This is a genomic window from Modicisalibacter sp. (genome assembly GCF_055145905.1).
Genome location: NZ_JBSREH010000049.1, coordinates 85,264 through 100,611 on the forward strand (window position 1 = coordinate 85,264; position 15,348 = coordinate 100,611).

General features: G+C 66.2%; 10 protein-coding genes and 1 pseudogene. 3 read left to right on the forward strand and 8 right to left on the reverse strand.

The features are described from left to right. Nucleotides 1–32 precede the first annotated feature (32 nt). The gene (locus tag ACTCB7_RS14860; protein WP_463007294.1) at nt 33–1,139 is read right to left on the reverse strand and encodes an FAD-binding oxidoreductase; all 1,107 of its coding nucleotides are present in this window, start codon (nt 1,137–1,139) and stop codon (nt 33–35) included. Between the two features lie 372 nt (nt 1,140–1,511). Between ACTCB7_RS14860 and ACTCB7_RS14865 the strand changes: the two genes are divergently transcribed. Continuing rightward, nucleotides 1,512–2,795, forward strand: a complete 1,284-nt coding sequence (locus ACTCB7_RS14865) for an aromatic ring-hydroxylating oxygenase subunit alpha (protein WP_463007295.1) — start codon at nt 1,512–1,514, stop codon at nt 2,793–2,795. A gap of 310 nt (nt 2,796–3,105) precedes the next feature. Then, on the forward strand, nt 3,106–4,857 hold the full coding sequence (locus tag ACTCB7_RS14870) for a methyl-accepting chemotaxis protein (RefSeq protein WP_463007296.1): 1,752 nt from the start codon (nt 3,106–3,108) through the stop codon (nt 4,855–4,857). Between the two features lie 36 nt (nt 4,858–4,893). On the opposite strand, the gene ACTCB7_RS14875 is transcribed toward ACTCB7_RS14870, so the two are convergent. Next, nucleotides 4,894–7,263, reverse strand: a complete 2,370-nt coding sequence (locus ACTCB7_RS14875; RefSeq protein ID WP_463007297.1) for a putative bifunctional diguanylate cyclase/phosphodiesterase — start codon at nt 7,261–7,263, stop codon at nt 4,894–4,896. A 210-nt stretch (nt 7,264–7,473) separates the two neighbouring features. Continuing rightward, nucleotides 7,474–7,713, reverse strand: coding sequence for a hypothetical protein (locus ACTCB7_RS14880; RefSeq protein WP_463007298.1), 240 nt, complete (start codon nt 7,711–7,713; stop codon nt 7,474–7,476). A 277-nt stretch (nt 7,714–7,990) separates the two neighbouring features. Here ACTCB7_RS14880 and ACTCB7_RS14885 point away from each other — a divergent pair, with 277 nt between their 5' ends. Continuing rightward, nucleotides 7,991–9,562: a BCCT family transporter gene (locus ACTCB7_RS14885; protein ID WP_463007299.1), complete on the forward strand. Its 1,572-nt coding sequence runs from the start codon at nt 7,991–7,993 to the stop codon at nt 9,560–9,562. Between the two features lie 83 nt (nt 9,563–9,645). On the opposite strand, the gene ACTCB7_RS14890 is transcribed toward ACTCB7_RS14885, so the two are convergent. The 5 genes and pseudogenes from ACTCB7_RS14890 to ACTCB7_RS14910 form a co-directional block, all read right to left on the reverse strand. Then, a complete protein-coding gene (locus tag ACTCB7_RS14890; protein ID WP_224416638.1) occupies nt 9,646–10,035 on the reverse strand; it encodes a DUF4168 domain-containing protein in 390 nt (129 codons plus the stop codon). A gap of 149 nt (nt 10,036–10,184) precedes the next feature. Further along, the gene (locus tag ACTCB7_RS14895; protein ID WP_463007300.1) at nt 10,185–11,513 is read right to left on the reverse strand and encodes a pyridoxal phosphate-dependent aminotransferase; all 1,329 of its coding nucleotides are present in this window, start codon (nt 11,511–11,513) and stop codon (nt 10,185–10,187) included. Between the two features lie 41 nt (nt 11,514–11,554). Then, complete coding sequence (locus tag ACTCB7_RS14900; protein ID WP_463007301.1) at nt 11,555–12,460, reverse strand: MurR/RpiR family transcriptional regulator; 906 nt, start codon at nt 12,458–12,460, stop codon at nt 11,555–11,557. A gap of 201 nt (nt 12,461–12,661) precedes the next feature. Next, nucleotides 12,662–14,860: a TRAP transporter large permease subunit gene (locus tag ACTCB7_RS14905; protein WP_463007302.1), complete on the reverse strand. Its 2,199-nt coding sequence runs from the start codon at nt 14,858–14,860 to the stop codon at nt 12,662–12,664. Nucleotides 14,861–14,972: 112 nt separating this feature from the next. Then, nucleotides 14,973–15,348 (reverse strand): annotated as a pseudogene (locus ACTCB7_RS14910) (TRAP transporter substrate-binding protein DctP); the annotation flags it as partial.

Consider the following 15,348-nt stretch of genomic DNA (forward strand, 5'->3'; position numbering starts at 1 on the left):
GGGTGCTGTGAACCCCGGGAAGCCGACCCGGCTCAGAAATCCACCACCAGATCGCCCTTGGGCCGGCTGCAGCAGGACAGGATGTAGCCCTCGGCGATATCCTCGTCGGTGATCCCGCCGTTGTGGTCCATCTCCACCTCACCGGCCTTGAGGCCCACCCGGCAGGTGCCGCAGATGCCCATGCCGCAGGCCTTGGGGATGTGCAGCCCCAGCTTGGAGGCCGCGGCATGCACCGTCTCGCCGGGCTGGATGCGCACGCTCTTGCCGGTCCCGGCGAACTCCACCTGCACCATGTCGCTGTAGTCGAGCTCCTCGGCCTCCGCCTCGGCCTGCTCGGCCAGCTCGCGCACGTCCTCGCGCACATCCAGCGGCGTGGCACCGAACGACTCCTGGTGGTAGCGCGCCATGTCGAAGCCGTTGCTGCGCAGGATCTTCTTGACGGCGTTCATGTACGGCGTCGGCCCGCAGCAGAAGATCTCACGCTCGAGGTAGTCCGGCACCATCAGTTCGAGCATCGCCTGGGTGAGGAAGCCGCGGTAGCCGGCCCATGCCTCGCCGATGTCGGACTTGTTCTCGCAGACCACGTGCAGCTTGAACTCGGGCAGCCGCGAGAACATGTGCACCAGCTCGCGATGGAAGATCACGTCCCCCGGCGAGCGGGCACTGTGCACGAATTCGACATCGACATCGGCATTGGTGTCGAAGAACCAGCGCGTCATCGACATCAGCGGCGTGATCCCCACGCCTCCCGACAGGAACAGTACCTTGTCGGAGGGGTAGTCGATGACGTTGAAGTCGCCCACCGGGCCGTGCACGGCCAGCTCGTCACCGACCTTGAGGTTGTCGTGCAGCCAGTTGGATACCTTGCCGTCGGGCAGGCGCTTGACGGTGATCGAGAAGCTGTAGGGAATCGACGGCGAACTGGAGATGGTGTACGAGCGCATGATCGGCTCGCCGTCGATCTCCAGCTCCAGGGTGACGAACTGCCCGGGCTTGAAGAAGAACAGCACCGGCTGCTCGGCCATGAAGCAGAAGGTCCGCACATCCAGGGTTTCCTGGATCACCTTGACGCAGCGCACCCGGTGGCGGCCATTGGTCCAGGTCTGAGTGGTAACCGGGTTGAAGAAGTTCATTGTCATTGCTGTCTCTGCCTGCCGGATCGTGAGCTGCCGGAACCCTGGCCCGCGAGGGCCGCGACGCCGCCCTCGATCTCGTCCCCGAGGGATCGCCGTACGGCAATTCTGGGTAGGCGCGCGCCGGGCCACTTGTCTGGCAACGACGCACGCATGCCCGTCAGGCCATGCACCACCGCGCTGCGCGACGACCACGTCGCCCTGAATATCGGCTCGTGTCGCCTGCAGACAATCATGCCGCCGGCGGCTCCGCCACACTCGCTGCAAATCGGGTGACAACGGGATGTCGTCCGCGGTACCACGCCTCTCGATTTCTCGACCTACATGACCCTAATCGCCGTCCTCGGGGGAGGCCGCGATGCACGAGGATTCCACGCCATGGACCTGATAGCCCAGACTGCCTTCGACGATCCGCTGGCCAACGTCAAGGAGGCCACCGCCAACCTGCTTCACGAACGCGACCGGCACTTCTCGCTGCCCCAGGCGTTCTACAATGACCCGCGGCTGTTCGCGCTCGACATGCAGGAGATCTTCACCAAGGAGTGGCTGTTCGCCGGCATGACCTGCGAGATTCCCGCCAAGGGCAATTTCATGACCGTCGAGGTCGGTGACAACTCGGTGATCATCGTCCGCGGGGCGGAGGGCCGGATTCACGCCTTCCACAACGTCTGCCGTCACCGGGGCTCGCGGCTCTGCGTCAAGGACAAGGGCAAGGTGGCCAAGCTGGTCTGCCCCTACCACCAGTGGACCTACGAACTCGACGGCCGGCTGCTGTTTGCCGGCACCGACATGGGCGACGACTTCGACCTGTCACGCTACGGGCTCAAGCCGGTGCACGTGCGCAGTGCCGGCGGCTTCCTGTTCATCAGCCTCGCCGAGCAGCCCCCGGCCATCGACGACTTCCTGGCCACCCTCGAGACCTATCTCGAGCCCTACCGGATGGACGAGGTGAAGGTCGCCGCGGAGTCGAGCATCGTCGAGCAGGCCAACTGGAAGCTGGTGATCGAGAACAACCGCGAGTGCTATCACTGCAATGGCGCGCATCCGGAACTGCTCAACTCGCTGCAGGAATTCGACGACACCGACGATCCACGCGCGACCGAGTCCTACAAGGCGCTGGTGGCCCGCAAGCAGGCCGACTGGGAGGCGGAAGACGTGCCCTGGCAGCTCGCCCGCATCGGCAAGCGCAACCGCCTGACGCGCACCCCGCTGCTCGACGGCACGGTGTCGATGACCCTCGACGGCCAGCCCGGCTGCCGGAAGCTGATGGGCCGGCTGACCAGCCCCGACATGGGCTCGCTGCGCATCCTCCACCTGCCCAATTCCTGGAACCACTTCATGGGCGATCACGCGGTGGTCTTCCGGGTCCTGCCGCTGGGCCCGCAGCGCACCCTGGTCACCACCAAGTGGCTGGTGCACAAGGACGCCGTCGAAGGCGTCGACTACCGACCCGACGAACTGCGCCGGGTGTGGGACGCCACCAACGACCAGGATCGCCGCCTGGCCGAGGAGAACCAGCGGGGCATCAACTCCGTGGCCTACCAGCCCGGCCCCTACTCCGAGACCTACGAGTTCGGGGTGATCGATTTCGTCGACTGGTACAGCGAACGCATGCTCTCCAACCTCGGTCATGCCCCGGCGCTGCACCTGGCCCGCGGCTGACGCCCCGCCGAAAGCCCCACCGCTTCCCGTGTCGCGCACGGCATTCCGCCCGGCCCCCAGGCCGGGCTTTTTTGTGGATTTCCCTTCCACACCCTAAATCCGGCCGTCCCTCGGCCGATATTCCTTCGAAGGAGGTAGCGATACTGCGTTGTTACCGCCTGTTCTTGACCCCGCGCGGGCCAGTAACGCCAGAAAAATCAACAACAAGGCAAGAATCCTGCCCCCCGGCTTCCCGGCACGGTGGCATGGAAACCTCTGCCGAAAACGATGCTCACAACGTACATCCCTTGATGCAGGAGTCTCACTTGTCATGAGTCGCAATATCCTGACCCGTCGCTGGTCGTCACTGGGCCTGCAAGCCAAGGTCATGACCCTGGTGCTGGTGCCCCTGATGCTCGTCACCAGCGGGCTGGTCGCCCTCACCATCCTCGACCGCATCGAGGACAACCAGAAGACCCTAGCCGAAGAGCGCCAGATGCTCATCGACGCGCGCAAGCAGTCGGTCAAGAACGTCGTCGAGACCGCCAAGTCGGCGATCGCGCCGATCGTCGCCGAGGCCGGCTCCGACGATCAGGACGCCAAGGAGCGCGCCAAGGACATCCTGCGCCGGCTGCGCTTCGACGGCAGCAACTACGTCTTCGTCTACGACTACCAAGGCACGAACCTGGTCCTGCCCCACAATCGCAAGCTGGAAGGGACCGACATGCTGGACAAGGAGGACGCCCAGGGGCACTTCCTGGTCAAGGACATGATCCAGGTCGCCAAGAACGGCGGCGGCTTCTATCAGTACCTGTGGCCCAACCCCGATACCCGGCAACCCGAACCCAAGTACTCCTACGCCGCCGGCATCCAGAAATGGGGCTGGATGCTCGGCTCCGGGGTCTACGTCACCGAGATCGACCAGGCGATGGCGGAAATCCGCGCCACCGCCGCCGCGGAGCTGCGCTCGGCGATCATTCGGGTGATCCTGCTGGGTCTCGGCATGCTGGTGATCGTGGCGCTGGTGGTCGGCTATCTGGTACGGCGTACCGTGCGGCCGCTGCGCGAGACCGCCGAGGCCATGAAGGACATCGCCAGCGGTCGGGGCGACCTGACCCGGCGCCTGCCGGTACGCAGTGACGACGAGATCGGCGCGCTGGCAAACCAGTTCAACGCCTTCGTCGGCCGCATGCAGGACACCCTGCGCGAGGTTCGCGCCAGCACACGCAGCGTGAGCCAGGCCGTCGGCGGCATTGCCCACAGCAGCCAGGAGCTGTCCAGCCGCACCGAGCAGGCGGCCGCCAACCTGCAGCAGACCTCCTCCTCCATGGAAGAGATCACCGCCACGGTCAACCACTCCTCCGAGTCGGCCGCCCAGGCCAACCAGCTGGTGCAGTCGACCAGCCGCGTGGCGCAGGACGGCGAAAACGCCATGGGGCAGGTCGAGCAGACCATGCGCGACATCAACGAGTCGGCCGAGAAGATCAGCGAGATCATCACCATGATCGACTCGATCGCCTTCCAGACCAACATCCTGGCGCTCAACGCCTCGGTCGAGGCGGCCCGCGCCGGTGAGCACGGCCGCGGCTTCGCGGTGGTCGCCGAGGAGGTCCGCTCCCTGGCCAGCCGCTCCAGCGAGGCCTCCAAGGAGATTCGCGAGCTGATCGACACGTCGACGCGCCATACGCAGACCGGTGCCGACCTGGTGCGCAACGCCGGCGAAACCATGCGCGAGATCGTCACCAGCGTGACCCGGGTCTCCGATGTCATCGCCGAGATCAGCGCCGGCGCCAAGGAGCAGAGCAGCGGCATCGGCCAGATCAATACGGCGGTCGCCGAGATGGACACCATGACTCAGCAGAATGCGTCCATGGTCCAGCAGACCTCCATGGCCGCCGAGGACATGCGCCATCAGGCCGAGCAGCTTACCCGGCTCGTCAACCACTTCGTGCTCGGCGACGACGCCGCACCCGCCGCCCCCGCACTGGGCTCGACACACCGCGAATCCACCGCTTTGCCCTCGGCACGCGAGTCCTCCCGCTCCCGGGCCGCGCAGGAAGAGGACAGCTGGGAGTCCTTCTGAACCGCCACCCCGCCGACCCGGCGGGGTTCGTTCACGTCACGACACTGCCGGCCGGCTCGCCCGTGCCGGCAGCTCCGCGAAGAAGTCCGCCCATGCCAGCGGCCGCTGGAAGTAGTATCCCTGCAGCAGGTCCGCTTCCATGGCGCGGAGAATCTCCACCTCCTCCACGGTTTCCACCCCCTCGATGACCACGCCACGCTGCAGCCGCTTCACCAGGTAGAGCAGCCCGTCCATGATGCCGCGGGCCTCCCGGGCGTCGTGATCGGTCAGCCCGGCGATCAACGAGCGGTCGATCTTGATGCTCGAGAAGGGAATCTCCTTGAGGAAGCTGATCGAGGTGTAGCCGGTGCCGAAGTCATCCAGGGCCACCCGGAATCCCGCCCGACGCAGCCGGGTGATCTCGGCGGTCAGGGTCGAACGGTCGAGCAGCTTGACGTGCTCGGTCAGCTCGAAGGAGATGCGCCCCGGATCGATACCGTGACGCGCGGTCAGGGCCAGCGCCGTGTCCACGAAACGTCGCGTGTAGAGCTGCTTGGGCGAGATGTTCAGCGACAGGTAGTCCAGATGCGCGAGCGCCGGCTCGTCGGCCAGCCGCGAGAGCATCGTTTCCAGCGTCCAGTCGCCGAGCTTGATGATCAGGTCGCTGGCCTCGGCGATGGGGATGAAGACGCCGGGGCTGACCGGCCCGCGCTCGGCGTGGTTCCAGCGCAACAGCACCTCGCCGGCGCACCAGCCCCGGCGCTTGAGCGAGTGGATCGGCTGGATCGCGAAGCTCAGCCCCTCCCCGCCCGAGGCGAGCGCCTGTTCCAGCAGGTTGGAGAGTTCCGCGTGATACGCCTGGGCATCGAGCATGGCGTCGGTAAACTCCACCAGACTGTCCTCGCGATCCTCCTTGGCGGCATACATGGCGGCATCGGCACACTTGAGCAGCTGCGCGGCGTTCTGGGCATGCAGCGGGTAGTGGGCGATACCCATCGAACAGCCCAGGGTGTGCACGTTGCCGCCGACCTCGAAGGGGCGCTTGAGCGCACGCAGCAGCAGTTCGGCGAGTTCCAGATAGGGGGTCTCCCGACCACAGAGAACCAGAAACTCGTCGCCCCCCATGCGCCCGGCCACCGGCTGGCGCCCCACACTGTCGCGCAGCCGCGTGGCGAACAGGCGCAGCAGCAGGTCGCCCTGGGCGTGGCCGAAGGCATCATTGACTTCCTTGAAGCCATTGAGGTCGATGTAGATCGCCGTGAACGGCTCACCATCCCGGATGTGCTCGTCGAGCATGGCGAGCATCGCCTGACGATTGTAGAGATTGGTCAGCGCGTCATAGGTCGATTCGCGCCGGACGCGACGGATCTGGCGTTGCTTGATGCGCAGGTGAATCCAGGCCCCCGGGGCACCGGTAATCAACAGCAGGCTCAACCCGCCGATCAGCCATCCGGCCCAGCGGGACATCAGTCCCGGCAGCGCCCCCAGCACCTTGACGTCCACGCCCTCGGGCAGCCGCTTCAACAGCTGCGGCTCCAGGGAAAGCTGCTGCGGCACCGTCAGCGGAGACAGCGGGTCCGCCGCCTTCGAGACGCGCTGGGCCACCTGCTGGGAGAGACTCGCCACATTGATGAACGAGCCGCCCACACAGCCGAAGGGGGTCAGGTAATCCACGGCACAGAAGAAGTCGCCCAGCTGCCGGCGAAAATGGGTCGCCAGCGCGTCGGCGGAATGCGTAGCCAACAGTTGCAGTGGCGCATCCAGCGCGACGATCGTGTAACCCGAGACATCGACATCGCCGGCGTAGAGGGAGCGCCAGGTGCGGGACGCCACCTCCTCGAAGCCCATCGCCGTCACCTCGGGCATTACCTGGCGCCGAAGACGCAAACCGGCGCGGGTCGCCGAGTGCACCAGCAACAGCCGGTTGCGCCCGGCGATCTCGCGCGCCAGCTGCACGGTATCGATGACCGCCGGGCGGGTGTCGGCGAGAATCACCCCCTGGCGCGCTGCCGCCTCGGCCAGTTCGGGATCATTGACGCCAATGGCGATCGGATGACGATCGGGAAACCAGGTCGCGTACTCGCGATAGAAGCGCAGCGCCGGGTCATCGAGCAGGATCACCCGATCGTAGCGCGTCAGGCGATTGCCATTGCTGTAGAGCGCGAAGTTTCTCAGGTAACGTGCACGCGGCAGATCCCGGGCGTCCAGGTAATGGACGCGCACCCGGTTGACCTTGCCACGCAGGTAGTAGGTCAGGTTGCTGACCAGGCTGTCCGTCCATTCGTCGCCGTCATGATAGGACGCCAGGATCAGCACGTTGCTGACTTGGTGCCCGGTCGGCACGGCCGGGGGCGCTATCTGCGCCGGCGCCGGACGCGACAGGACCAGCGCCGTCAGGCCAAGAACAAGAAGAAGCCCAGCTTTCATCGCGAGCCTGCGGGATCGATGCATGAGGCAGGCGGCGAGGATCACCCGCCACCAGCATGAGACATGGCATGCCGTGAGGCAAAAGCGGCGCATTATAGGCCGCCGCCATCGGCGATGCCACGCTTTCATGGCGACCGATATACAATCTAATACATCACGACTTTGCCACTCTCATTCATCGAGTGACCGCTCCCGCCGTCGCGGCCTTTGTCAGCGCAACGCCGGCAGCATGAAGCGCTCGATGGCCTGACGCACCGACGGCAACATCACGTCGGTATGCGCCATGAGCTCCTCGATCAACGCCGGCAGACCAGGCACCCCGACCTCGAGATGCTTGCGTATCGCCATCCTCGCGCAGGTTTCCGGGCAGGCATGCTCGGGCAGGCGGATGTCCAGCGCCTGCAGGCGTGAACGGAAGTCATCGCCGTCGATCAGTTCGACAATCATCATCACCGTTCCCTCCCGTCGTCGGATGCCGACCCCGGCCGGCACCCATGGGCTCTCGTCTTGATACTCGCCTGTCGGCGTCCGGCATGCAATCGCGCCCGTCGGCCAGCTGCCGGGCATGGCCAGCTCCGGGTCGCAACCAGACAACCCCGGCGCGTTGCGCCGCGAGCATGCACGACCGCGTCGGTTTCAGGCAATCACGCTGCCCGGGTCGGGCGAAGAATCGCCGAGTCGCGCACGCCGCGCGCCACCGCGTTACAACAACACAAGAGGAACGCCCATGAAACACGATGAACCCGCCCTGCGGCCGGGGCAGGACAACACGCAAGTGCTGGGGCTCGACTTTCACCACCCGGTCTTCCCCCTGTCGGCGGTCGCCATCCTCGGCTTCATCATCTATGCCCTGGTCTACCCGGACGCGGCCAATACCCAGATGGTAGCGGCCCGCACCTGGGCCATCGAGCATTTCGACTGGCTGTTCATGATCGCCGGCAACCTCTTCGTGGTCTTCTGCCTGGCGATGATCGTGCTGCCGGTGGGCCGCATTCGCCTGGGGGGCCCGGCGGCCCGCCCCGAGTTCTCCTATCCGTCGTGGTTCGCCATGCTGTTCGCCGCCGGCATGGGCATCGGCCTGATGTTCTGGAGCGTCGCCGAGCCGGTGGCCTACTACACCGACTGGTACGGCACGCCGCTCAATGTGCCCGCCGGCACCCCCCAGGCGATGAGCGCCGCCATGGGCGCCACGCTCTACCACTGGGGACTGCATCCGTGGGCGATCTATGCCGTGGTGGCCCTGTCGCTGGCCTTCTTCGCCTTCAACAAGGGCCTGCCGCTGACCCTGCGCTCCGCCTTCCACCCGCTGCTGGGGGAACGGACCCGCGGCTGGCCGGGCCACATCATCGATATCGTCGCCGTGCTGGCGACCATCTTCGGCCTGGCCACCTCGCTCGGCCTCGGCGCCACCCAGGCCGCCGGCGGCCTGGCCTATCTGTTCGGTGTCCCCGACACGCTGGGCACCCAGATCGCGATCATCGTGGTGGTCAGCGCGATCGCGCTGTTCTCGGTGTGGCGGGGGCTCGACGGCGGCGTCAAGCTGTTCTCCAACATCAACATGGTGATCGCCGCCGCCCTGCTGCTGTTCGTCATCGTTGCCGGCCCGACGCTGACGATCCTGGCCGGCATCGGGGGCGCGACCCGCGACTACCTGACCCACATCCTGCCCCTGTCGAACTGGATCGGCCGCGATGACACGACCTGGTTCCACGGCTGGACGGTCTTCTACTGGGCGTGGTGGATCTCCTGGTCGCCGTTCGTCGGCATGTTCATCGCCCGGGTGTCCTATGGACGCACCGTGCGCGAGTTCCTGATCGCCGTGCTGCTGGTCCCGACCCTGGTGACGATCGTGTGGATGAGCGCCTTCGGAGGCACGGCCCTGCACCAGGCTGCCAGCGGTGTCGGTTCGCTGGCCGGGGGCATCGACGATGTCTCGCTGGCAATGTTCCAGATGTTGGCGCAACTACCGCTGACGGCCATTACCTCCACTCTGGCGATCATTCTGGTACTGGTGTTCTTCATTACCTCGTCGGATTCGGGATCCCTGGTGATCGACAGCATCACCGCCGGCGGCAAGCTCGATGCTCCGAAGAGTCAGCGCGTGTTCTGGGCGACGCTGGAGGGGGTGATCGCCGGTGCCCTGCTCTACGGCGGCGGCAATCAGGCGCTGGATGCCCTGCAGGCAGGCGCCGTCACCACCGGGCTGCCCTTCACACTGGTGCTGCTGGCCATGTGCTTCAGTCTCTACAAAGGGCTGCACGACGAGCACCGGCTCACTCTGGCCGCAGCCGCATCCTGAAGACCAAAGGCCACACACGACAACGGGGCGCCGAAGCGCCCCGTTGTCCATCATGACCGGGCGATGCCCGGCGCATGTCCGGTTCAGGATTCGTTGGCCATTCCCTGAACCCGCTTCATCAGTTCGGGATCCTGCTGGATCGCCTGGCCGATGGCGTTGAAGGTCTCGACGGTCAGGCCACTGTCCTGCACGACGGACACCATCTTGTCATTGGCTTCCTTGCGGATCGCCTGCTGCTTGGACTGGTCGTCGGTGCCCTGCAGCTTCTGGGTGTATTTCTGCGAAATCGCGGCGATCTGCTGCGAGGCATCAGCGAACTGCTGCAGCTGCTCGTCGGTGAAGTCCTGCGCCGTCGGCGCGGCCTGCTGAGTCTGCTGCTGGGCCTGGCCGTTGGTATCCTGGGCCATGGCAGGGGCCGAGATCATGCCGGCCGTGAGCAGCGCCGCAGCGAACAGGGCAGTGAACTTTTGCATCTAGAACCTCCAGAATGAATGTCGCGTGTACGGACTCTGACGGCGGTGTGCCTCGCGGGTTCCTGAATTTCCTGTAACGTATTGAAAATTCAAGTTCCACCGTCTCTACATCCGTCGCCAGGGAGCGACAGGGCCGCCCCCGGATACGCTCAGCCCTGCTCGAGCCAGGCGACGAGTGCCTCGATCCCCTCGAGCAGCGAACGACTCGCCGGGTGATCGAGCACCGCACCTTCCCCATCGAGCAGGGCGGCCCCATCGAAATCAACATAGGCCAGGCGCGCCGTCAACTGCTCCGGCCGACAGCCGAAGGCACTGCCCGGCAGCAGGGCCACGCCCGCTTCGTCGAGCAGCCGCCGGGTCAGCTCGGCGCTGGTGGTGATGCCGCGCCGGGCCAGCGACTCGCGGAAGGCCCCGAAATCCGGGAACAGATAGAAACCGCCATCCGGCGCATGCACCCGCACGCCGGCCGCGCTCAGCCGGTTCGCACAGGCCTCCCCCAGCTCCGCCAGGATCATTCGCTGGCGCGCGACATAGGCGGTCAGCGCCGGGGTCAGCGTATAGGCGGTGATCGCCGCGTACTGCACGGGGCTGGTGACGCTCGACCAGGTTTCCGAGGCCAGGCCGATCACGCGCTGGAACAGTTCGTCACCCAGGGCCGCCGGCACATGCATGACGCCCAACCGCCAGCCACCGGCCCCGCACCACTTGGACAGGCCGCTGGTGGTCACCGTGCCTTCCGGGTAGTCACGGGCAAAGGCGCGATGTGCACCGGCATGGTCGAGCATCGCGTAGATCTCGTCGGCCAGCACCAGCACGCCATGACGACGCGCGACTTCGGCGAGGCGCTGCTGGCTCTCGGCATCGGGCGACAGCCCGGTGGGATTGCCCGGCGCGTTGAGGATCAGCACCTTGAGCCGCTCGGGGGCGTCGCGGCAGCAGGCGTCCAGCTGCTCGGCCGTCACCTGCCAGCGGGTCTCGAACTCGGCCTCGAGGCGTACCGCACGCTGCCCCGCCAGATGCGCCTGGGGCGCATAGGACACCCAGGCCGGGGCAGGGATGAGGATGTCCGCCGCCGGCAGCGATTTCATCAGGGCGAACAGCAGCAGCTTGCTGCCGGGGCCCACCACCACGCGCTGCGCCTCCCAGGCCGTCTCGTCGGTGGCCCGGTGAAACGCCGCCACCTGCTCGCGCAGTGCCGCCAGCCCCTGCACGGGCAAGTAGGCCTTCTCGCCGGCATGCTCGGCGAGTGCCGCCACCGCCGGCGCAAACACCGGGAACGGCGACTGGCCGAAGCCGAACTTGTGGATGCGGCGTCCCCCCGCCTCGAGCAGACGCGACTGCTCGTTGATCAGCAGGGTGTCAGAGGAAGGCGTCCCCGCCTCGGCCTGCCGGTAGCCGGCCTGGAGCCGCTGGGCGAGAGACGCCGACTCGGCAGGAAAGGGTTCGGGAGTATCGTCGTGACGGATCGCGGTGGTCATCGTGGCCTCCTTGAAGGCGCTGGGGGGTGGGGATCGCCGGGTCATTCGATGTTCAGGCGGGCGATCAACGCCTCGCGGCGGCGGATCGCCGCCACCGCCTCGCTGCCCATTTCCCGGGCCAGGCGGGAGAGCAGCAGCTCCACCAGCAGGAACAGGCTGCTCATGGGGTTGAAGAAGAACGGGCCTTCGGCGGGTGCCGTGAGGGTGCAGTCGGTGAGTCGTGCCAGCTGGGAACGGGCGTGATTGGTCAGGGCGATCAGCCCTGCGCCCTGCTCCACCGCCAGGCGGCAGTAGTCCACGCTGCTGCGGGTCTCGGGCCGGAAGGCGATGCCGATCACCAGATCGCTGGCGTCCAGATGCAGGGCCTGTTCGACGGTGACGCCCGCCTGGGACGACACCAGCTGCACGTCGCCGCGCAGGTAGTCGAGGTAGTAGGCCAGGTAGTGCGCGGCGCCGTAGCTGGCCCGCAGCCCCACCACATGCACGCGGCGTGCGCTCAGGATGCGCTCGACGGCGCGCTCGAGACACCCGGTGTCCAGACCGCTCACGGCCGCGGACAGATTGGCCATCTCCTGCTGCCAGAGCGCCTGATCCTGAAAGGCATCGGGCCTCGCCTCGGGCGTCTCGCCGAAATCCAGCAGGCGCTCGGCTCGGGTGGAATAGAAGGTGCTGCCGGTGAGGTCGCGGCGGAACAGCGCCTGAAAGGCCTTGAAGCCGGAGAACCCCAGCGCCTGCGACAGGCGCGTCAGCATCGAGGCATTGGTGTGGTGGCGCTCGGCCAGTTGCGAGATGGTCGACAGTCCCACCTGTTCCGGCTCGGCCACCAGCGACTCGAGCAGCGCCAGTGCCTTCGGCGACAGGCGCGGCAGTGCCGCATCGCCCTCGCGCAGCCGCGGCAGCCACGCCTGCAGCGTATCGAAATCAGCGGGAACCGCGTCCTGTCTCATGCCGATGCCTCTTGCCCGTTCATGGCATCAGGCTAGGATGGCCGACGACGATTTGCAAATAAATTTGCATGTCGCAAATAAATTACCAAAAACAGGAATCGCCCCCTCCCCGGGCGCGTTCGCCCGACCCTCATGAAAACGGGCGCCCGCAGGCGCCCGTGACATGGCTCGTGCCGTCAGCGCGTGACGGCGATTCCGCGATCAGCCATAGACCATATCCGGCAGCCAGGTGATCAGCGCCGGGAACACGATCACCAGGAACAGCCCCAGCGCCTGGATGCCCAGGAACGGCAGCGACGAGCGGAAGATCTGCGCCATGGTGATGTGCGGCGGACAGACCCCCTTGATGTAGAACAGCGCATAGCCGAACGGCGGGCTCAGGAACGACATCTGCATGTTGACCAGATAGATGACGCCGAACCACAGCGAGACATCGGCAGCCGAGACCCCGGGCAGGCCGAACAGCCCGTCGAACTCCAGCGGCTGGATCAGCGGCACGAAGATCGGCACCGCCAGCAGCAGGATGCCCACCCAGTCGAGGAACATGCCCAGCGCGATCAGCAGCAGCATCATGATCGCCAGCACGCCGTAGGGCCCCAGCCCGGCGCCCGAGATCAGCTCCTGCACGAAGCTCTGGCCGCCCTGGAGGATGTAGAAGCCGACGAAGATGGTCGCGCCGAAGATGATCCACATCACCATCGCCGTGGCCACCAGCGTGGTCATGCACGCCGCATGCAGGTTGGGCCAGGTCAGCCGGCCGTGCATGGCGGCCACCACCATGGCGCCGAAGGTGCCGATGCCGGCCGCCTCGACCGGCGTGGCCAGGCCGGTGAAGATCACCCCCAGCACCACGACGACCAGGGTGATCGGCGCCAGCATGTTGCGCAGCAGACGCAGCTTCTCCTTCATGCTGACCCGGTCCTCGGGCGGCAGGGGCGGCGCGGTGCGCGGGTTGAGCTTGCCGCGGAACCACACGTAGAAGGCATACATGCCGGCCAGCATCAACCCGGGAATCAGCGACCCCAGGTACAGCTCGCCCACCGACTGCTGGGCCACCACGCCGTAGATGATCGCCAGGATCGACGGCGGAATCAGGATGCCCAGCGTGCCCCCGGCCATGATCGAGCCCAGGGCGATTTCCGGGTCGTAGTTTCGCTTGAGCATCGCCGGCAGCGCGATCAGGCCCATGGTCACCACCGCCGCACCGATCACGCCGACCATCGCCGCGAGCAGCGTGGAGGCGACGATGGTGGCGATCGCCAGGCCCGCCTTGAGCCCGCCCATCCACTTGTAGACGACGTCGAACAGCTCCTCGATCAGACCGGCCTTCTCGAGCACCGCCGCCATGAAGATGAACAGCGGGATCGCCGAGAGCTGGTAGTTGGTCATCATCGGGAAGATACGCGAGGGCATCATGTTGAGCATGAACTGGTCGCCGACCAGGTAGAGGAAGATGACCCCCAGTCCGCCGGTGACGAAGGCCAGCGGCAGTCCCGCCATCAGCACGATCATCAGCGACCCGAACATCAGTGCGGTCAGTGCGCCGATGCCCACGTTGGCCAGGCTGTGCTCGACGCTCATGGCGAAGGGCTGGTAATCGTTGACCACGATGTTGACGATCTCGAACAGCGTGAGCGCCGCCAGCACAATGGCCAGAATCACCAGGAACCAGGCGAAGGGCACGTTGCCGTCACGCGCCGGCAGGGCGTGGCGAAACGACTGATAGTCGCGAATCAGCTGCGCCAGGCCCTGCAGCAGCAGCAGCAGCGCCCCGAGAAAGAGCGTGAACTTGATCGGGTAGTACTGGATCGCCCACTCGGTGAACGACACCTCGTTGGCGTAGCCGCTGGCGAAGAATACGCTGTTCTGGTCCACCGACTGCGAGAAGAAGGTCCAGCCGGTGCTCAGCAGCGCCAGCGCAAAGACGAAGAAGAAGATCGAGGTCATCAAGTCCAGCGCCGCCTTGGTCAACGGGCGGCCCCGGGTGTAGAGGATGTCGACGCGCACGTGCCCGCCTTCGCGAAGTGCGTAGGCCCCGGCCAGCAGGTACTGCATGCCGAACATCAAAAACATCGACTCGTGGACCCAGTTGGTCGGCGAATTGAGGGCGTAACGGACGAACACCTCGTAGCAGTAGGCGAACGGCGCGATCAGCGCCCAGTAGGCCACGTAGCGTCCCGAGAACCCGGAGATCCTGTCGATGATTCGGGTCAGGCCGTTGCCCGGCGGATGAAAGGCTCCCTCGTGCGTCGACACCGGCACCTCGCCGGCCGTCGACCCGCTGACACGGCCGCCGCGGCGAAAGCTGCGATCGACCAGGAACATCACCACCAGCGGCAGGACCAACAGGACCGCCCAGTACAGCCAGTGCGGCAGCACGAAATTGACTTGTAGGTTCATTGCACCTCTCCCGTCAGCGCGGCCGAAGAGCCACGACGGTGCCAAGCATTCGGTCGTCAGAGTGCCCCGCCGCCGGCACTGCCGGGGCGGGGAGAGTCCGGCAGGCGCCGGGTCAGGCGTCCAGCGAGTAGTCCTTGATGTCCTCGTCCGTCACCAGGGCCACCGCCGGGTCCTGCATGGTCTGGAGGTGCGCCCGGAACAGCTTGGCGGCATCGGGGTCCTTGTTGGCCCACTTGAACCACAGCGGAATTGCCGCCTTGCGGAAGCGATCGGCATCGTCCTCGGACAGGTGGATGATCTCCACGCCCTTCTCGCGGTACTTGGGCCAGGCCGCGGCGTTGGCCTTCTGAATCGCCGCGTAATGGTCGCGGGAGTAGGCCGAGACCAGCTCGTGCATGAGGTCCTGGGTCTGCGGCGACATGCGCTCGTAGACGCGCCGGTTGACGGCGATGTCCATCAGGTCGACGGCCTGGTGCAGGCAGGGTGTG